This window comes from Gracilimonas tropica DSM 19535 (genome assembly GCF_000375425.1).
GTDB classification, from domain to species: Bacteria; Bacteroidota; Rhodothermia; order Balneolales; family Balneolaceae; genus Gracilimonas; species Gracilimonas tropica.
This window is the reverse complement of the sequence record NZ_AQXG01000003.1, coordinates 77,588-96,647: the sequence shown is the minus strand read 5'-3', so window position 1 is coordinate 96,647 and position 19,060 is coordinate 77,588. Positions and strand designations below refer to the sequence as shown.

Annotated in this window: 18 protein-coding genes; 11 read left to right on the top strand and 7 right to left on the bottom strand. The window is 41.3% G+C overall.

The features are described from left to right. Positions 1-63 precede the first annotated feature (63 nt). The 5 genes from efp to guaA all read left to right on the top strand — a co-directional run bounded on the left by efp (position 64) and on the right by guaA (position 4,543). Complete coding sequence (efp, locus tag B151_RS0106865) at positions 64-633, top strand: elongation factor P (protein WP_020402874.1); 570 nt, start codon at positions 64-66, stop codon at positions 631-633. Between the two features lie 8 nt (positions 634-641). Next, entirely contained in the window at positions 642-1,124 is a 483-nt protein-coding gene (gene accB / locus B151_RS0106860; RefSeq protein ID WP_020402873.1) for an acetyl-CoA carboxylase biotin carboxyl carrier protein, read from the top strand. Between the two features lie 9 nt (positions 1,125-1,133). Continuing rightward, a complete protein-coding gene (accC, locus tag B151_RS0106855; protein WP_020402872.1) occupies positions 1,134-2,486 on the top strand; it encodes an acetyl-CoA carboxylase biotin carboxylase subunit in 1,353 nt (450 codons plus the stop codon). After that, entirely contained in the window at positions 2,486-2,866 is a 381-nt protein-coding gene (gcvH, locus tag B151_RS0106850; RefSeq protein ID WP_020402871.1) for a glycine cleavage system protein GcvH, read from the top strand. Before accC ends, gcvH begins: the two co-directional genes overlap by 1 nt. Positions 2,867-2,992: 126 nt before the next feature. Then, the gene (gene guaA, locus B151_RS0106845; protein WP_020402870.1) at positions 2,993-4,543 is read left to right on the top strand and encodes a glutamine-hydrolyzing GMP synthase; all 1,551 of its coding nucleotides are present in this window, start codon (positions 2,993-2,995) and stop codon (positions 4,541-4,543) included. On the opposite strand, the gene B151_RS18165 is transcribed toward guaA, so the two are convergent. Beyond that, on the bottom strand, positions 4,544-5,218 hold the full coding sequence (locus B151_RS18165; RefSeq protein WP_020402869.1) for a hypothetical protein: 675 nt from the start codon (positions 5,216-5,218) through the stop codon (positions 4,544-4,546). 139 nt (positions 5,219-5,357) lie between these two features. On the opposite strand from B151_RS18165, the gene B151_RS0106835 reads away from it, so the two are divergent. Both B151_RS0106835 and B151_RS0106830 read left to right on the top strand, forming a co-directional pair. Continuing rightward, entirely contained in the window at positions 5,358-6,944 is a 1,587-nt protein-coding gene (locus B151_RS0106835; protein WP_020402868.1) for an AbgT family transporter, read from the top strand. A 134-nt stretch (positions 6,945-7,078) separates the two neighbouring features. Continuing rightward, on the top strand, positions 7,079-8,791 hold the full coding sequence (locus tag B151_RS0106830; protein ID WP_169332196.1) for an ABC transporter substrate-binding protein: 1,713 nt from the start codon (positions 7,079-7,081) through the stop codon (positions 8,789-8,791). Positions 8,792-8,805: 14 nt separating this feature from the next. Here B151_RS0106830 and mltG read toward each other — a convergent pair whose 3' ends face one another. The 3 genes from mltG to B151_RS0106810 all read right to left on the bottom strand — a co-directional run bounded on the left by mltG (position 8,806) and on the right by B151_RS0106810 (position 11,973). Continuing rightward, on the bottom strand, positions 8,806-9,885 hold the full coding sequence (gene mltG, locus B151_RS0106825) for an endolytic transglycosylase MltG (protein ID WP_020402866.1): 1,080 nt from the start codon (positions 9,883-9,885) through the stop codon (positions 8,806-8,808). A 199-nt stretch (positions 9,886-10,084) separates the two neighbouring features. Further along, a complete protein-coding gene (locus B151_RS0106815; protein WP_020402864.1) occupies positions 10,085-11,350 on the bottom strand; it encodes a BamA/TamA family outer membrane protein in 1,266 nt (421 codons plus the stop codon). Positions 11,351-11,427: 77 nt separating this feature from the next. Beyond that, complete coding sequence (locus tag B151_RS0106810) at positions 11,428-11,973, bottom strand: HD domain-containing protein (protein ID WP_020402863.1); 546 nt, start codon at positions 11,971-11,973, stop codon at positions 11,428-11,430. Positions 11,974-12,069: 96 nt separating this feature from the next. On the opposite strand from B151_RS0106810, the gene B151_RS0106805 reads away from it, so the two are divergent. The 4 genes from B151_RS0106805 to B151_RS19455 are packed head-to-tail and all read left to right on the top strand — an operon-like array spanning position 12,070 to position 14,567. Next, entirely contained in the window at positions 12,070-12,480 is a 411-nt protein-coding gene (locus B151_RS0106805; RefSeq protein WP_020402862.1) for a hypothetical protein, read from the top strand. After that, positions 12,481-13,026: a YceI family protein gene (locus B151_RS0106800; RefSeq protein WP_020402861.1), complete on the top strand. Its 546-nt coding sequence runs from the start codon at positions 12,481-12,483 to the stop codon at positions 13,024-13,026. Then, on the top strand, positions 13,026-13,886 hold the full coding sequence (locus tag B151_RS0106795) for a DUF5777 family beta-barrel protein (RefSeq protein ID WP_020402860.1): 861 nt from the start codon (positions 13,026-13,028) through the stop codon (positions 13,884-13,886). Before B151_RS0106800 ends, B151_RS0106795 begins: the two co-directional genes overlap by 1 nt. A 15-nt stretch (positions 13,887-13,901) precedes the next feature. Continuing rightward, positions 13,902-14,567, top strand: a complete 666-nt coding sequence (locus tag B151_RS19455; protein WP_020402859.1) for a T9SS type A sorting domain-containing protein — start codon at positions 13,902-13,904, stop codon at positions 14,565-14,567. Between the two features lie 3 nt (positions 14,568-14,570). Here B151_RS19455 and B151_RS0106785 read toward each other — a convergent pair whose 3' ends face one another. Genes B151_RS0106785 through B151_RS0106775 form a run of 3 tightly spaced genes read right to left on the bottom strand, consistent with a single transcriptional unit; the run spans position 14,571 to position 19,044 of the window. Next, positions 14,571-14,915: a TM2 domain-containing protein gene (locus B151_RS0106785; protein WP_020402858.1), complete on the bottom strand. Its 345-nt coding sequence runs from the start codon at positions 14,913-14,915 to the stop codon at positions 14,571-14,573. Further along, positions 14,908-15,216, bottom strand: a complete 309-nt coding sequence (locus B151_RS0106780) for a DUF2752 domain-containing protein (RefSeq protein WP_051069726.1) — start codon at positions 15,214-15,216, stop codon at positions 14,908-14,910. The genes B151_RS0106785 and B151_RS0106780 overlap by 8 nt, the downstream gene beginning before the upstream one ends. Before the next feature lie 30 nt (positions 15,217-15,246). Then, entirely contained in the window at positions 15,247-19,044 is a 3,798-nt protein-coding gene (locus tag B151_RS0106775) for a DUF2194 domain-containing protein (RefSeq protein ID WP_020402856.1), read from the bottom strand. Positions 19,045-19,060: the final 16 nt, after the last annotated feature.

The window sequence follows — 19,060 nt, the reverse complement described above, 5'->3', positions numbered from 1 at the left end:
GTTTGTTATCCAAACCGGCAGGTGGTATTTTTGGGCGAATTTAATCTGAGGAAACAAAACTAAATGTCTAAAGTATCTACATCGGATTTCAGGAACGGTATGGTTCTTGATATGGACGGAGAACTTTACTCCATAACCGAATTTCAACACGTAAAACCGGGCAAGGGACCTGCTTTTGTCCGCACCAAATTAAAAGGAATTGTTAACGGCAAAAATATAGATAAAACCTGGCGATCAGGTGAAAATGCCGAAGCAGTTCGGGTTGAAACACGCGAATACCAATATCTTTATAACGACGGAGAGATCTACTATCTCATGCATACCGATACTTATGAGCAAGTGCCCGTCAATGCCTCTCAAGTTGAACGAAAAGGTTACTTTGTGGACGGACAGAATTGCACCGTTGTCATCAACGCTGATGAAGAGAGTGTACTTTATGTAGAGCCAAAAGATCACATTGATGTTGTTGTTGAAAAAACCGATCCGGGAGTTCGTGGAGATACTGCCCAGGGTGGCAGTAAACCGGCAACTCTTGAATCCGGGGCAACAGTGAATGTGCCACTTTTTATCAACGAAGGAGAAAAGATTCGTGTTGATACCCGAACCGGAGAATATATAGAACGAGCAAAATAACACTTACCATGGATTTAAAACTGATCAAAAACATTTTAGAGATGATCGCGGAAAGCGATGTAAACGAAGTATCACTGGAAGAAGGTGACTTCAAAATTAAGGTTAAAAAGCAAGGTGAGGTGCAACAGGTTGCATATACTCAACCCGCTGCTGCAGCCCCACAGGCTCCGGCTCAACCCGCCTCTTCTGCACAGCCTCAACATCAAAATGCCTCCGAAGGTGAACAATCCGGTGGCGATGATCAACCCGAGGGAGATGTTTTAAAATCTCCTATTGTTGGTACTTTTTATGAAGCTCCATCCCCTGATTCTGATGCTTTTGTAAAAGTTGGCGACACCGTTTCAAAAGGAGATACTCTTTGTATTGTTGAAGCCATGAAGATCATGAATGAGATTGAAGCTGAATTCGGAGGAACCATTCAGAAAATATTAGTAAGTGATGGAACTCCCGTAGAATTTGACCAACCGCTATTCATCATCAAAAAAGATTAAAACGGCTTCATGTTTAATAAAATTCTGATTGCCAACCGAGGAGAAATTGCACTGCGAATTATCCGCACGTGCCAGGAAATGGGCATCAAAACAGTGGCTGTTTACTCAACCGCTGATGCTGACAGCTTGCACGTTAAGTTTGCGGATGAAGCTGTTTGTATTGGTCCGCCGGCAGGTAAAGACAGTTATTTAAAAATCCCAAGTATTCTGGCAGCGGCAGAGATCACAAATGCGGAGGCTATCCACCCCGGCTATGGTTTCCTTTCTGAGAATGCTGAGTTTTCTCGAATCTGCCGGGAACATGACCTCAAGTTCATTGGCCCTTCACCGGAAGCTATTAGCAAAATGGGCGATAAAGCTGTAGCTAAAGCTACTATGATTGCAAATAATGTTCCGGTTGTACCCGGAAGTGACGGAGTCGTTGAATCTTACGAGGACGCAAAAAAAGTATGTGACGAGATCGGTTTTCCTGTAATTATTAAAGCATCTGCCGGTGGTGGCGGCCGTGGAATGCGTCTTGTTATGGAAGCCGAAGATCTTGAAAAGAACTATAAAATGTGTCGCCAGGAAGCAGAGACTGCTTTTAATAATCCTGCCGTATACATTGAACGGTTCGTAACCAATCCCCACCACGTTGAGATACAGGTCCTGTCTGATCAGCATGGAAACCATATCCATTTGGGTGAACGGGATTGTTCGTTGCAGCGTCGTCATCAGAAAGTATTGGAAGAATCCCCTTCTCCCCTTATGACTGAAGAACTACGGGAAAGAATGGGAACAGCAGCAACAAATGCTGCCAAGGCAGTCGACTATGAAGGTGCCGGAACCGTAGAGTTTCTTGTAGATGATGACCATAACTTCTACTTCATGGAGATGAATACCCGAATTCAGGTAGAACATCCGGTGACAGAAGAAGTAACCGGAATTGATCTTATTGAGCAACAGATCAAAGTAGCAGCCGGGCAAGAAATTGAACCCTTTGAGTTGGAATTCAATAATCACGCTATCGAATGTCGTATCAACGCCGAAGACCCGGAGTATAACTTTCGGCCATCTGCCGGAGAGATTACCGTGTTTCACCCACCCGGAGGCCATGGCGTAAGATTAGACACCCATGCTTACTCCGGCTACCGTATTCCTCCACACTATGATTCTATGATCGCTAAGCTCATTGTTAGTGCCCCGACAAGATTGGATGCCATCAAAAAGATGAAACGTGCACTGGGTGAGTTTGTGGTAGAAGGTATTAAAACCACTATACCCTATCACATCCAGCTTATGGATGACGAGAACTTCATCAAAGGTACTTTTGATACCAAATATTTGGAAAGAGAATTTAAATTTAAACCGGAGAAAGATTAATGAGTATCCCAGCAGATCTAAAATATACCCGTGAACACGAATGGGTGAAAGACAATGGCGACGGAACGGTAACTGTTGGTATCACCGACTTTGCGCAAGGTGAACTTGGTGATATTGTTTTTGTAGAACTGGAACCGGAAGGAACTGAGGTTGATCAGGATGACACTTTCGGAACCGTTGAGGCTGTAAAAACCGTTTCTGACCTTTATGCTCCTGTTGACGGTGAGATCCTTGAGATCAATGATCAGCTCGAAGACGAGCCAGAGCTGGTTAACGACGATCCTTACGGAGACGGTTGGATGGTTAAATTCAAAATCTCCGATGAGTCTCAGTTAGATGACTTGCTTTCAGCTGAAGAATACGAAGACGTTATCGCCTGATCACTTTCAGGCTTGATCAAACCTGTCAGGTTTTAGAATGTATCGGATTCTTCGGTGCATCTCATTTAAACCCTGACAGGTTTTTTAATTTGTATTTACCCTTTAACAATTACATATCTCATACAAATGCACAGCCGACATTCGGAATGGATCCTCATCCTCGATTACGGATCTCAATTTACTCAGCTCATCGCCCGCCGCCTTCGGGAACTTCATATTTATTGTGAGATCCACCCGTTTAATGTAGATCTCACTGAAGTGTCGCAACCCACTCCCGGTGGCGTCATTTTATCAGGCGGCCCAATGAGTGTAAATGACGACGAAGCTCCGCATCTTCAGAAAGAGATTTTTGACTGGGATGTTCCGGTTTTGGGTGTCTGCTACGGACTACAACTGCTTGCGCACACGGAAATTCCCGGAAGCGTGGAGAAAGCTGAAAAAAGAGAATACGGTCGCGCTAACTTATTGATCGATAACAGCGAAGATCTGCTGAAAGACATTCCGAATAAAAGTGTGGTTTGGATGAGTCATGGAGATCATATCCATGAATTACCGGAATCGTATGAGATCATAGGCCACACAGCGAACGCTAAAGTGGCTGCCGTTCGCCACAAAGAAAATCATATATATGGCGTCCAGTTTCATCCTGAAGTAGCCCATACCGACCACGGAAAACAACTGCTTCAAAACTTTGCTTACGATATATGCGGTTTAAAGGGAGACTGGACCTCTAAATCATTTATTGATGAGCAAGTGCGAGCTATCCGTGAAAAAGTCGGTACCGATAAAGTGCTTTGCGCTCTTTCAGGAGGTGTTGATTCAACCGTAGTGGCCACATTGCTACATAAAGCTCTGGGAGATCAATTGCAGTGTATGTTCGTGGATAACGGACTACTCCGCAGAAATGAGTTTGAAAATGTAATGCATCTTTATACCCGCGACCTCCACCTTCCTGTTCGAGGTGTAGATGCATCAGATCTGTTCCTTGAACGCTTGCATGGTATCTCTGATCCCGAAGAAAAACGGAAGATCATCGGCAATACGTTCATTGATGTATTTGAGAAAGAAATTGATCACGACTCTGACTTTAAATATCTGGCTCAAGGTACCCTTTATCCAGATGTGATCGAGAGCGTTTCTTTCAAAGGTCCGTCTGCAACTATTAAGTCTCATCACAATGTGGGAGGACTTCCTGAAAAAATGAAGCTGGATCTTATTGAGCCGGTACGGGAATTATTTAAGGATGAAGTCCGCGAAGTAGGTAAAGAATTGGGAATTCCTGAACATTTCATTGGCAGACATCCTTTTCCTGGCCCGGGGCTAGGTATAAGGGTATTGGGAGATCTGAGCAAGGAACGACTTGACTTGCTTCGCGAAGCTGACCACATCTTCATTGAAGAACTTGAAAAGCAGAATCTCTACGATGAAGTTTGGCAGGCTCTTGCAGTTCTGCTGCCCGTTCAAAGTGTAGGTGTAATGGGCGATGAGCGAACCTATGAATTTACGGTAGCCCTACGTGCTGTAACCAGTGTGGATGGAATGACGGCTGACTGGGCTCACCTTCCCTATGAATTTTTAGCTCATGTCTCCAACCGCATAATTAATGAGATCAAAGGGATCAACAGAGTGGTTTATGATGTCAGCTCAAAGCCTCCGGCCACTATCGAGTGGGAATGATCAGGCACGGTTAGTTTTTGCATTAAGGTGCCATATAGGAACATCCAAAAATGTTGAAAGCGTTTGGATATCTTCATAAATGGATTGATGATCCCCGTGGTCAATAACATTCATTCTCTTGCCATCCTTAGTTACAATATTGATCTCGTAGCTGAAATAAGAGCTTTTATCCCCTTTTACCCTTTCCGTAACTAACTGCAGTGCATGAATATCGGAAATTCGCAAAGCCTCTTTTGGATTATCACGCCCGTACAATTCAGGTTCCTTCTTTCCCTTCCCAAAAAAGCCAATATGTTTATCAAAAGTAACCGGATTTGTAAATCGCTTCAGCATGAATATTCCCACACCTAAAAATAAGACACCAAAGCCACCTATAATAAGATTTTCAGTATGAGAAATACTATAACCCTGAATAAAGTTCTCATATAAGATCCAGCCGGGAATTCCTGCTCCAAATACTGCAAACACAGCTCCAAAAAGAAGGGCTCCTTTACTCGCTTTGTAACTCATACGGTAGATATCTTTTACCAAAGTATGAGTTTTGAAATTTGTGCCTCCGCCTTTTAGAGGTGACCAATCTATACGCTTTGCAATAGGATCATCAAATTCCTCAAGTCGACTTTGAAGAGTTTGATGATGATTGTGAGCTATTTTTCTGAAAAATTTCTTGAACATGTTGTTGCCCGTTGTGTAATAACCGATTGCAATTAAGTGATCCCTTAATTATTAAGCAAGGCGCATTTATCTATTGCATAGATGTCCGAATATGTTATTTTCTTGGCTTATAAAATAAACGGGAACAAATGTAATCATAGTGAAAAAAGAAGAAAAGACCCCCAAAAAACCTGAAAAAAAGAAAAATTCGTTCTTTGACACCTTTTTGAATTTCATTGAGAAATCAGGAAATAAATTACCTGATCCTGCAATGTTATTCTTCCTACTGTTAGTCTTGGTTTGGATCTTGTCTGCCATACTTTCTCCAATTGATTTTGGGGAAGTCCACCCATTAACCGGTGAGGAATTATCCGTAAATAACCTCCTTACCGGAGCTCAAATGGCTTCCTTTTTAGCAAATATGATCAACACCTTTGTTCTTTTTGCTCCCCTGGGTATTGTATTGGTAGCTATGCTTGGAGTAGGAGTTGCCGAGCACTCCGGTTGGATAGATGCAGGGCTTAAGAAACTGCTTAATTTCACCCCAAAAGCATTTTTAACCCCTATGCTTATACTTATAGCGATCGTCTCCCATACTGCCGCCGATGCCGGCTATGTATTGGTGATTCCCTTGGGAGGTGTAATTTTTTATGCAGCGGGCAGACATCCCCTTGCGGGTATCGCTGCTGCTTTTGCAGGAGTAAGCGGGGGCTTTTCTGCCAACTTTGTCCCGGCTGCCATAGATCCGCTTATCATGAGCTTTACCCTGGAAGCCGCCAGAATTTTAGACCCTGATATCGCTCTCAACCCACTTAACAATTATTACTTCACTGCTGCTTCGAGCGTTATCATAACACTCGTTGGCTGGTATATTACGGACAAGATCGTTGAACCCCGGCTTTCTAATGTTGAAGTAGATGGCGATGAAGATGAAATGCCGCAAATGGAAAAAGTATCAGGCAAAGAGAGCCGTGCGTTCTGGTTGGGTTTTGGAGCGATGGTTCTCGGGCTTATCGGACTTTTTCTATGGGCATGGCCGGAAAACTCTGCACTTCGGGATCCAAATTGGAATAACCCGGATGTGAGTTCTTTGTTCTCTTTTCAGGCCCCGCTTATGCGAGCCATAGTTCCCCTTATTTTTATTCTACTCCTCATTCCCGGAGTTGTTTACGGTTGGGCCTCAGGAAAATATGAAAGCTCAAAGGATATGATCGACAACATGAAAAAATCTATGGAGAGTATGGGATACTATATTGTTATGGCCTTTTTCTGCGCTCTGTTCATTGATGCCTTTGGGAATTCAAATATTGGTTTATTGGTAGCTCTCAAAGGGGCTAATTTTCTTCAGTCTTTAGCCATGCCGGGAGAAATCACTATTGTAGGAATTATTATTTTAAGCGCCATTGTAAACCTATTGGTAGGCTCTGCCTCAGCTAAATGGGCGTTGATCGCCCCAATTTTTGTTCCCATGCTCATGCAGCTTGGTATCTCCCCTGACCTCACACAGGCTGCTTACCGTGTAGGCGATTCGGTATCAAACATCATTACTCCCTTGTTGCCTTATTTCCCGCTTGTAGTAGTGTTCTGTCAGCGATATGTTAAGAAAACCGGCATTGGAACCTTGATCTCTATGATGCTTCCATATTCTGTCATTTTCATGGTAGTTTGGACCATATTCCTTCTACTATATTGGTGGATCGGTATTCCGCTTAGCTTTGAATCAAACTATGTATACCCTGCACCTTAATTCTAAAGGGATCAGAAATATTAGGAAACCTCTGATCCCTTTTTTGATATAATTCAGTAATGAGGAAGCATTCCATTGCAGAACTTTTTAGTTTCACCCCTGCATTATTTTCAAGGTTTTATCCAAACAAATTCATGAAAAAACTAATCGTACTTTCAATTGTACTTTGCACCGCAAATTTAACACTCGTATTCGGCCAGTCGCTGGAGACCGGAATCAGGTTTTATGAGGAAGGTAATTACGAGAGGGCGCTTCGGGTCTTCGAAGAAATAGATGATCCAGAAGCCATTTTATTTGCAGGGAAAAGCCATTATGCACTCAATAACTTCCTGAAGGCTAAACAATATCTTAGTAGGATTAGGGAATCATCCGACAAACTGATCCTGGATGAAGCAAACTACACTGCCGCTTTAGCTGATTTTCAATTAAAGAACTTTTCAGCAGCCCTTGATGCGTTATATCAGTTAAATGAGTCTTCTCCTTCCGCCACCGTTTCAAGAGAAGCCTATAGCTTCTATAATTCCTTGATTGATTACCTGACACTTGAACAGCGTCACAATGCTTTCAATGCCACTAAATATAATGAGGTACGATTCGACCTTATAGAAGCAGCTATGGGGAAAATAGATTGGGCTTCAGCGAATGTACTGTTCAATAAATATAAAAATTCGGTCGTAGATGTCGATACTTCCGCTTACCGTTCACTTAGTACATTGCTGAAAGATTCAGTAGCCTACGCTCAACGCTACATGCCCGGTCGTTATGCTAAAGCTCCCAAGGGAATTGCTTATAATATTGGAGTAGCCCTCCCTTCCTTTGAGGTGGATGCTCCACAATATGAAATATCACAGCATCTGTATTTTGGTATTCAGCTTGCAGTCGAAAACTTCAACAGTGAAAATACCGATTACAAAGCTTTCATCTCTTACCGGGATACAAAAATGGATCCCTCTAAGGCCGCCGAAATCATGAACGACTTGGTTTGGAATCATGGTGCAGATGTTGTTATTGGCCCCCTTTTCTCGGAAATGGCTCAGGAAATGTCCACTTTGGCTGAAAGGTATGAAATACCCATGCTCACTCCCTTGGCTAATTCTGACCAAATTAATCTGGATCTGAATTACACCTTCCAGCTTAACCCCACTTTCGCCGTTCAGGGTCGAAAAATAGCTCGTTATGCTATCCAAAATCTGGGCTTTGATACCTTGGCTGTGATCGCAGAAAAAGGTTCTCTTGGAGAACCTTCAGCTCATGCCTTTTTGGATGAAGCCCGAAAACTGGACGCACAAGTGGTTCGGTACTATGTTGAAGAATTAGCCTCGCAGGGATACGACATCACGGAATACGTACAATACTTTGATCCGGAAGTAGATACTGTTTTCAATTACAATATTGATGCAGTCTATGCCCCCTTTACCGGAAATATTGCCGAAACCTTGATCAACAATTTACTTACCAGTCTCGAAGCTATGGAGAGTAATATGACGGTATTAGGATCGGAAGAGTGGGAAACTGAGGATCTGAATTCCAGAAGATTACCGGAAAGCAATATCTACTTTACAAAAACTTTTGAAAGAAACACCGGTAACACATCCATTTCTGATTTTGAAAGTGCTTTTCGCTTACGGTTTGATGTTACTCCAAATCGTTTTGCCTATATAGGATACGATGCAGCTAATGTAGTATTAGAAACACTTAAAAAGATTCAAAATCCCGCATACTTAAAGGAAGGTTTCAAACAATTGAAGGACTACAAAGGGTTGATCATGAATGTTAATTTTGATGGTACTCACATCAACCAAAATGTGAAGGTAAAACAGCTAAAAAAGCTAAAAAGGGTTGAATAAGCGCGTAAAGTATTTCAACTGGCTGCTTGCTCGGCTTCCTGAGCTTCCCTTTGTCGTTTTATTCGGTATTGTTCCCTCAACCAGATACGCCATTTTTCACTTTCCGCCTGATGCTCCTGGAATGTTCTGGTGAAGGTGTGGCCCCCTTCGGGATTGGCTACCATATACAGATAATTATGATCCTCCGGAAACAAAGTGGCCTCGATCGTAGAATAGCTTGGATTAGTGATAGGTCCCGGAGGCAATCCCCTCTTTAAATAAGTGTTGTAAGGATGGTCAATCTGATAATCCTCAAAAAGTAATCGTCGTCGTTCTCCTAAAGCAAAATTAATGGTAGGATCGGCCTGAAGACGCATTCCTCGATTTAAACGATTCCAATACAAGCCACTGATCATAGCTTTTTCTTCTTCAAGCTTCGCCTCCCATTCTACAATTGAAGCAAGCGTAAGTATCTCATCCATTGAATACCCCATTGATTCTGCACGAGAATGAAAGGATTCAGGGATAGCCCGGTCAAACTCTCTGAGCACCTTTGTGATAAAATCTTTTGGAGAATTAGTCCAATACGCCAGATAGGTCTCAGGCAACATTCTGGCAAAAAGCTGCCCTTCCTTCAAACCTTGCTCAGCCCTAAAGACACTATCTTGCAACATGGAAAGGAAATCTTCGGTATCGAAATGTAGCTTATCAGATACCGTCTCAGCGACTCGTTCAGGGGTTGAACCAGGCAAAATAACAATGCTGGCAGGATCCTGAATTCCCCTTGCCATTTTTGACAGCATTCCATTGTAAGAATAGTCCCCTTCAAATACATATCGGCCTCTTAAAAAAGTTCGCCAACCTAAAATTTTCGCGGCCCAACGGAACTCCTCTTTATCAACATCTATACCACCATTGTTGAGCAATAAAATCAATTCTTCCAGATCGGTTTGATCCGTCAAAACCATTTCAGTTTGCTCTTGAAATATCAAGGAAGAGTCAGAGGTCAGCCTCGACAGCCGGGAACTCATTACAAGGAACAGGATCACTACAAAAACCAAGATCGTAGAAACCAGCTCCGATTTAGTAAGGGCAATTTTTTGCTGTAGATTCATACTTGAAGATACAAATACGTTTAAAAATAGAATAATGCTATTGCCCTGTTTTTTTGAAGTTCAATGTAACAATACGTAATGAAGGCCGTAATCGTCCATTGAAGAGCAACAAAGAGCTTTGGATGCTGCAAAGCACCAAATGCCCTAAAGAAAAAAACCCGGATCCTGATCGGTCCGGGTTTCTTTTTGATGAATAGTTTTAAAAGCTCGGATTTAATCTAATCCAAAAAGTGGTCATCCCTCCCGATCCATAAATAGGTTGTGCTACCTCAAATCGAACGGCTCCAAGGCCTAATCCTACTCCGACATTATGGGAAAACTCAGAAAACGAGATATCAAAATCTGAGATGGGGTTACCGGAAGAGGTCAATGCATGGTTAAATGAAGATGTTCCGGAATCAAGGAACAGCGTGAGGTAGGTAGATTTCAGATCAGGCCAGCCATTTTGGTAATGAGAACTTTTGCCGAACTGCATTTCAAAGTTACTCATGAGCATTTGGTTTCCTTGCATGGACTTGTATCCAAAAGCCCGCATACTGCCTATACCGCCCAGTGCAAATTCTTTAAACATAGGAGCTTGACCTGTGATAACACCTGCCATAAACCTCCACTTAACAACGGTACTATTATCCAAACGTAATGAGGATTTAGATTCCAGTTGCCACTTGTTATATGAGAAATCGTTCTCAAATCCCCCAATACCTGCCAATTCAGCTTTGGCAGATATCGTAGTGCTTATAAACGATTTGGTTAGCATGAATGGATTTATTGTTGCACCAACAGTCACACTCTGCTGATCAATTTGATCAAAGTTAGGATCGATAGCAGGATTTAGTCTTACTGTTGAATATCTGGAGATCAACGCAAAATCGGTATTCAGTTCTAAAGAACTGTATTGATCAGAATTAAAAGAAGTACCTATCTCCAACATCTGAAAAGGCCGAATGAGTGCATAAAAACCATAACCATCTGCTTTGTAGTAATCATGGTAATCAAATCCCGCCGCAAAGGAACTAATGCTGTTTTCATATAATCCCGTTCTCCAATAATCTTCTGTTGTGGTAGTACTGTGCATTTGCCCGCCTATAAGCAACCATTTATGGCGGTTTCCTATACTCTTTTCTGCTCCGATTGAGTATTGAAAATTCTGCTGAGCCACTGAATAGCCGGCCATGCCATGAATATCAATGCTTTCAATTCCTAAAAAATCGGAACGACTCCATCCCATTTTATCCTCCTGATATCCGAGAAAAAGTCCGTCAACTCGGTTATGACGAAGCATGGAAGTTACCGGAAAAGCCCCATAAACAGGATTTTTTGTTCCAAAAGTGCTTTTAGAGTAAAAGGACTGATCTACTCCTTCGTATAAGTTTACATTCAGAGAAATACGCGAATTCTGATGCTGTGCTGCAACGCTAAGCGATAGGCTTAGTACAAGTACGGAAGTGCTAATTATTGCTCTCATAAGTTCTCTATTTTATTATTTATTATGTACCACTTCCAAGAATGTAATTCAATTATATTAAAAATAGAAATTTCACCCTATCTACGGAACACATCGATCATAAACCGGATGTGTTCATTCAATTCTTTTCCTATCAATTCTGCGCCTTTCTTAATGTCTTCTCTTGGAACATTGGCGGCAAATTTAGCATCCTTTAGCTTTTTAGTAACCGATTTCACCTTCATGTCCTCAAACCCGTTTGGACGCATTAACGACACCGCATTCATAAAACCCGAGAGCTCGTCACAAGCAAAAAGATATCGCTCTATTTCAGTTTCAGGATGTTTTCCAGTCCTCTCCGGAGCATGAGCTTTTATCGCTTCCAATATCTTCTCCGGATAGCCTTGCTCAGGCAGTATTTCATTCACCGCTTTATTTGGATGTTCTTCTGGAAACATTTCCCAATCCAGGTCATGTAACAAACCGGCAATCCACCACTCTTCAATTTCCGTATTAGTCTTTTGAAGATGACGAGCATATTCCTCCATAGCGGTTGCTACCATATGGCTGTGATTGAGTAAACTTTCATTTTTGATGTATGTATTTAACAAGTGAATTGATTTTTCTCTTTCAGAAGAATTCATAGATAAAAATTAAAGTTTGCATATGTGAAACATTTTCATTTAACATTGAAGTAATGTATTAGTACAACTAAAGTATTTTTTAACCGAAGCTAAACTATGAAATATCAGCCTCACATATTTATTCCAATTATTATTCTTGCTTTACAAGGTTGTATCAATAATGTAGAAGATATTTCTGAAACTTCAGATTACAATCCTTCAGAAATAAGTTACTCAGCAGACATACAACCGATCTTCAATGAAAGCTGCGGAGGCAGCGGATGTCATGTTGGAAGTGCTGTCAATGGGGTAAATCTATCTTCCTACAATTCTGTAATAAATAGTGTCGGTTCATCTTATGGAGAAAATATCGTCACACCCGGAAACCCTGAGATCAGCCCATTGGTAGATAAAATTGAACCGAACCCAAGATTTGGCAGCAGGATGCCGCTTGGTGGTCCATATTTGACCAATGATGAGGTTGGTAAAATAAAGGCATGGATAGAAGGCGGAGCGGAGGATAATTAAATGCGGATCTTATCTATAATATTGTTTAGCCTTGCAGCTTCAGTAAATGCTTACTCCCAGGCTTACTACACAGAAAGTGGAACTGCTATTTTTCATTCTGAAGTACCTTTGCACACTTTCTCGGGCACCTCAAACTATTTGACGGGTAAAATTGACCTGGATACCAAGATTGTTGACTTCTACCTTGATCTCACCACTTTAGATACGGGTATTGCTAAAAGAGATCGCGACATGAGAGAAACGCTTGAAACCGATCAATTTCCTTTCGCTGAGTTTTATGGGAAGATGATCTCCCCTTTTGACCCGAATTTACAAACCCCACAGGATGTAACTGTTCAAGGTGCATTTAAAATTCATGGTGTATCCAAAGACACTACGTATAAAGGTACGTTAACCATGACCGATGACGGTTTATTATTGGAAGCTTCCTGGGTTCTTTTACTAAAAGACTACGATATCGTACCTCCAAGCCTTTTATTTGTAAAAGTTGATCAGGAGCAAAAGATTGAGATCAATGCAATGCTAAAACCTTTAGAAGACAATTAATGATGAAAAATCTCACTTCCTTAATACTGATATTCATCTTGACCTCAGCCACGGTATTCGGACAAATGGAGCGTAGAAAAGCAGCTAAAGATGGTCCTGTTGAAGATATATTTCTCGCAGGCAGTATTGCAGGGTTAAGCACTGCTAATGCTCTGCCCAAGGGAAATATGAACACAATGGTCATGCATAATTTTGGGTTACTTTCAGGAGGAATTGATCAATTCTTTGGACTCGATGCAGGAGCAGCGGTTCGGCTTGGGATAGACTATGGCATCACAGACCGATTGGACATCGGCATTGGCCGTACAAGCCTGGAAAATGTGGTTGACATTCGAGCTAAATATGTATTACTGCAGCAATTAAAATCGAATAAAATTCCTATTCAAATAACTTTTAAAGGAGATATTGGGATCTCAACCCAACGTGAAAGAAGATTCAGCTATAGCTTCACTGAACGGCTTAACTACTTCGGTACTATAATGATCGCAAAAAAATTTACTGACCGGATTAGTCTTCAATTAGCACCGGTGGTTTCTCATCACAACACGGTGGTAAAAGAACAACAAGACCAAAAACTTTACCATACTCTCTTTGGAATAGGAATAGCTGGAAGGTATAAATTGAATGAGCGCAATGCATTAGCTTTTGAGTTTCTTCCCGTTTTTGGAAACAGAAATACCGGCACTAAAAACCACGCTGCCATTTCTTATGAGATTGACACCGGAGGTCACGTATTTCAGCTGTTTTTCATGTCTGGAAGATGGTTTACTGAACAGCATTTAATGGCACGAACAGACCGGGATTTTCTGGATCTTGATTTACGATTCGGATTCAACATCAACCGATTTTTTGGACTCTAACTAAACTCCCATATTATGAAAACACTTACCCCTCTTACCGTTCTTCTGTATTTTTCCTTTTTTGGAGCTGACACATTTGCCCAGGTAGACTACGAAAAAGACATCCAGCCAATATTTGACGCAAGTTGTGTTTCGTGTCATGGTTCCACAAGCGGAGTGAATTTGGCTAATTATGATGCCGTCATGAACAGCGTTGGTGATCAATATGGAACAGAAATCGTAGTTCCCGGGAACCCAAACCAAAGTCCTTTGGTAGATAAAATAGAGCCTTCCCCTGAAATAGGATCAAGAATGCCTCAAGGCGGACCTTTTTTATCCAACGATGAGATTGACCTAATTAGAAACTGGATTGCAGAAGGAGCCAACGAGGTCGCAGTATCCAATGAAATGATTTCAGAAGTACCCGAAGGATTTGAAATGATTGACAATTACCCAAACCCATTCAACCCTCAAACCATTATATCTTTTACATCGCCTGTTACATCTGCTTACAATCTGAATGTATATAACGCAACGGGCGTGTTAATCAGAGAATTTTCGGGAGTAACCAATAATCCCAAAACACAAGTACAGGTAAACATGAACGACCTCCCATCTGGTATTTATATTTACCGTGTGAAGATCACCTCAGGAAACCGATCCTTTTTCCTTGAATCACAAAAAATGACGCTTACAAAGTAATCGTTATTTAATGTATGAAAGTACTTCTTTAGCAACCTGACGGTTATACTGAAAAGCAAGATCTTTATAATTGACAAGATCTACCACGGTTCCAATTACACATAAACCACCGGTAAATAAATAGAGAATACCCATCCCAAGCTGATTAATTATAAGTCGGTGGATTCCGGCAAATCCCAAAAATCCCAAAAGACAAGTGATCAATATCAGCTGAGGGTCTTTTCGCCTTGCTCTGTAAACGTTGGTAAATTTCCCTGCTTCTTCTTCATTTAATCCTTCAAGAAGTTTATTGATATAAATCATTTCATCGCCTTCAATTTCAGGGAGGTGATCAATTACGTTAGCCATTGTTCTCTGTTTCTTTTGTTAAGGTTGATGAGTAATAAAGGGTACGCCAAATAGAAAGAATTCGACCTGACAGTATAAGGATTGCAGCGGGACCGGCAATATGAGCTTGAATAGCAGCATCAAAATTCCCTCTGAAACTGTAAGCGATCGAATGTCCCAAGCCTTCACCGGGACAAAAATCGAATCCGAGAAGATCAAATACACAAAATGAAGTGCCGGAGCTTTCCGGATTCATAAAAGCAAGCAGAACTAAACCTGTTAGAAAAACCATCCACTCTATATGTTTTCGAAATGCTTTCATGAAAAAGGCTACGTTCAAACTGAATTAAAGTTACCGTTTTAACTTGTTGATTGATCTTGGAAAGTAGTGCGAAATGGTAAAGAAAATGCGGTTTGATCGGTAAATACTGCTTGTAGAGAATTCTGAACCAATACTAATTTCCCAAAAATTCTGAAATTTATGTTCAAGCTGAATACGGCCTGATGCAAAAAATCCTTCCCTGCTTTCATGTTTTCCCATAATCTCGCCGGTTAGCTGAGTGCGATATTCAAAACTATCGGGGTTTCTAAACTGAAGGTCAACACCCAATCCCTGCGAAAAATAATTATCTGGCGTATAATAAGGTATTCCGCTGATGTAACTAACGGTGGCATCAGCATAGCCTATTTCTACAACAGGGCGTAGTCTCCATTTTGCCTCCATAAGGTCGAGATATAAACGTGTCTGACCTCCATAGCTGAAAACATCGTTGGTATAATATTTTCCGCTGCCGGATAATGAAGTCATCAGTGCTCCTCTGAACCAAAAATCCTGCCGGTAAAACTGAAGTTGTGCTTGATAGTAATCATTCTGTAGTGAAGTGGATGTCAGTTCTGAACCACCAGTTAATTGCAAAGAAGTGTATGCTGAATCTTTACTGACTCCCAGTGATATCAATGCTTGCGGGATGAAGTCACTTTCTCCAAATAATACAGTTGGGGCAACCCGGAATTCTATTTGTTGGTTATTCGAACGGGATGCAAATTCATAACCCAATCCCTGATATTGTAGAATTTCATTTGTTTGAGGATTGTCATCTGCAAAAATGAGGTATTCTGTTTTAAGTAAATGAGTGTTTTTTGTTCGATTTCCAAATTGAGCAGAAATCCCACCCCGCGCAAAAGTATTGTTAAAGTTATCGTCCCGGTATTCGCCAAACACCTGTCCCCTGATTCCCTCATTTAGCCTGTATTGCCGCTGAAGACCTTCCCTTTGATCATCATCAAAGAAAAGAGGATATCGCTCATAGAAATCTTTTTTCTTTTCATATCCCATATATCCTATTTCATTGCGTAAAAGTGTGTCGGCAGTAAAACCTTGTTCTTGCTCCCTTTCGAAAAGTGGATATAGAACTTGATAAGATTCTTTAGTGAATCCCTCATAAAAGAGATTGGTCCCCACAAAAGATCTAAGCTCAGAGTCATCCGGATTCCTTTCCAATAACTCCAAAGCTTTCGCTTTGTACAGTTGGTCAAGATCAAGTTGGGATAGCCAATAGAGTTTTATTCTTTCGTCAAAATCCGGAGCGTTATTTGCCCAAAAAAGAGCTTTTTCGTAATCATTGGCAGTAAACCCGTACATCAAAGCCAAGTTAGAGGCAAAGGGAGTTAACTGACTGTATGCTGAAGGAGGAAATTCTTCGATAAGTGCCAGAGTGCTATCCTGAGACTCGTAATAGATCGACCGTTGGAGAGTGAAGGCATACAGGGAGTCGGTATCGGGTTTTATCTCAAGCAATTCAAGAAGATTTCGTTTCATTTCTGGCCAGTTCTCCTGAGATTCTATCGATTTGGTATAATTAAGCTTAAGTTGATAGTCATCCGGAGACAAGCGCAGCTCTCTTTGCCGCCATCTTTGCTCGAATTTTTCGCCATATAAACCAAGTTTTTCAACGGCCGTATTTTTGAGATCAATTACTTTTTTATTCTGATAGGTACTCCAAAGCTGTTCCAAAAAGTTCTCTGCCCGGCCCTGAAGCCCTTCCCAACCATAGTATGTAAGCAAGCGTGTAATATCTTCTTCTATCCATACTTGAGAATCGAGCAGCCTGTCTTCCAGAATACTGATGGCTTGCTGAACCTGGCCAAACTCAATGCTTAAATTTATGACCTGCTCTTGAATATTTCTGTTATCAGGATTTTTTCTGAGTGCCCTTAGTGCATCTTCCAGCCGGGTATCCCTCCATTTTTCTTCTGATTCCTCAAGCACTGTTGCGGCCTGTCTGAATTGCTGATATTCAGTTTGTACCTGTTTTGTTAAAGAGGCTATAAACTGAGGATCATAACTGAGTGAAATATCTGGATTAGGAAGTGTAAAAGATGTTTTATCTGTTTTGAATTGAAACAAAAACCCATCCCAAAATCCAGTACTGACAGCCAAAACGCTATCGGAGGCAAGGGCTTGTTCAACTTTCGTCACACGATCTTCAGGAACATACATAAACCAACTACGGGTACTGTCAGCTACTTTGGGTTCATAATTGTCCCTAAATGTTGCCCTTACTTTCATTGAGTTTCCTTCAAGGGTGTACCCGGAAAGGCTCCTCCTCCAATCCTCAGTATATTTTGCACCTTCTGTTGCAGAAAGAAAATCATTTAGGGGGTAGTAGCGAAGTGTGTATTTGATCCTTCTGCTTAAAAGATCATATAGTCCATAACTGTGTTCTTCACTCGATTTCCATCCCAGCCCCAATGGATTTCGGCTTGAGTACTCGTCCTCGGAGCGCTGAATAACCTGAAATACATCATCCGGGTGAACAAAATGTGTCCAGATACCTGTCAAAAGCTGTAAACCCTGTTGGTTGAATAAGGTATTTGTACTCATCGTAAACCCACTGCTGATCCTTGGGTAATTAAAAATATGAGCCGGCACATACGGATCAGGGTCAAACTCCCGACCTCCTCCATCTTCTATTTCTCCGAAATAGAGAGAACTCATATAATTGATGCTTGGCATTCCACGAATAATGGCTTCAAGTCCCAATGAGTCGATCTCATTTGTTGGGGGAACGTAGTTGGTCGGTAATGTTCCGAGATCATCTACCTGCCAGCGTTTCCTTGCTGCCTGAAGAGCTGAGATCATAAAATTGATATTATCCCAGTCATTATCCCACAGCGAAAAATGATTATAACCGTGAAAGGCCAATTCGTGACGGGTATCCCTGATATCTTTTGCCAAAAAGATACTCCCCTGAATAATGTTTTGATTGAAGACTATAGAACCCTGCCGCCACTCCTGAAAATCAAAAGGAGGCACTACATTGGCATTATAATTAAAAGCTACCATGGCAGAATAGTCTATCCCAAAAGAGTCTGCTAAAGCTTTCATATCAGGCCACCAAATCTTACTTACAAATTCAGCATGGGTAACGTCATATTCCTTATCAATTGGAGGTAATTTTTCGTTGTAGAGAGGAGCCGGGAAATCATCCAAAAAAATTGTACTCACATTGGCAACCTGATACGGAATGCCAGGAAGCGTTCGTAGAATAGTTGAAAAAAGGATTCCCCTATAGACTTTACCATTCATAATAAAACTGTTAATCGTCAAAACTTCCCCAAGCCCTATTTTATTGGAAACTATGAACGGTTGGCCGGTATTAGTCGCGGTTCCGGCCAGCACCATTGTTTCATTTGAAAAGTCTCCGGCAATCAAACCATAATGTGTTTGTAGGCCGGGCTGCTCAAACGTTTGTCCTTTCATACCGGGAAACGCTTCTTCATAAAGATGAAAACCTGAATTAACCGAGTCTAATACAAAATCGGCATTCGGTTTCAGTCCTTGTAAAAAGCTATACTTTTGATCCAAAACCGGATTGGTAAATACCAATGAGCCTCCCTTTGCCACAAACTTTAATATGTTTTGCACCTCTTGCTCATCAAAATTCTCAACACTTGGAGTTGTAATAACCAATGTCCTGATACTCGACGGAATATTGAACGTTCTTGAAATGATCCCAAGATCAGTTGTAAGAAAAGGTATCTTGGCGTAATCCAGCGCTTTTGTTACCTGGTCAGAAGTTCCTTTACTTAATTCCTCATTCTGATTTTTCAGGATCAAAACCATAGGTTCTGATTGAAGTTCAAGCATTTTGGATTGACTCTCA

Coding starts and splice junctions, on each gene's coding strand:
- efp (WP_020402874.1), top strand. CDS start 64: ATGTCTAAAGTATCTACATCGGATTTCAGGAACGGTATGGTTCTTGAT.
- accB (WP_020402873.1), top strand. CDS start 642: ATGGATTTAAAACTGATCAAAAACATTTTAGAGATGATCGCGGAAAGC.
- accC (WP_020402872.1), top strand. CDS start 1,134: ATGTTTAATAAAATTCTGATTGCCAACCGAGGAGAAATTGCACTGCGA.
- gcvH (WP_020402871.1), top strand. CDS start 2,486: ATGAGTATCCCAGCAGATCTAAAATATACCCGTGAACACGAATGGGTG.
- guaA (WP_020402870.1), top strand. CDS start 2,993: ATGCACAGCCGACATTCGGAATGGATCCTCATCCTCGATTACGGATCT.
- B151_RS18165 (WP_020402869.1), bottom strand. CDS start 5,218: ATGTTCAAGAAATTTTTCAGAAAAATAGCTCACAATCATCATCAAACT.
- B151_RS0106830 (WP_169332196.1), top strand. CDS start 7,079: ATGAAAAAACTAATCGTACTTTCAATTGTACTTTGCACCGCAAATTTA.
- mltG (WP_020402866.1), bottom strand. CDS start 9,885: ATGAATCTACAGCAAAAAATTGCCCTTACTAAATCGGAGCTGGTTTCT.
- B151_RS0106815 (WP_020402864.1), bottom strand. CDS start 11,350: ATGAGAGCAATAATTAGCACTTCCGTACTTGTACTAAGCCTATCGCTT.
- B151_RS0106810 (WP_020402863.1), bottom strand. CDS start 11,973: ATGAATTCTTCTGAAAGAGAAAAATCAATTCACTTGTTAAATACATAC.
- B151_RS0106805 (WP_020402862.1), top strand. CDS start 12,070: ATGAAATATCAGCCTCACATATTTATTCCAATTATTATTCTTGCTTTA.
- B151_RS0106800 (WP_020402861.1), top strand. CDS start 12,481: ATGCGGATCTTATCTATAATATTGTTTAGCCTTGCAGCTTCAGTAAAT.
- B151_RS0106795 (WP_020402860.1), top strand. CDS start 13,026: ATGATGAAAAATCTCACTTCCTTAATACTGATATTCATCTTGACCTCA.
- B151_RS19455 (WP_020402859.1), top strand. CDS start 13,902: ATGAAAACACTTACCCCTCTTACCGTTCTTCTGTATTTTTCCTTTTTT.
- B151_RS0106785 (WP_020402858.1), bottom strand. CDS start 14,915: ATGGCTAACGTAATTGATCACCTCCCTGAAATTGAAGGCGATGAAATG.
- B151_RS0106780 (WP_051069726.1), bottom strand. CDS start 15,216: ATGAAAGCATTTCGAAAACATATAGAGTGGATGGTTTTTCTAACAGGT.
- B151_RS0106775 (WP_020402856.1), bottom strand. CDS start 19,044: ATGCTTGAACTTCAATCAGAACCTATGGTTTTGATCCTGAAAAATCAG.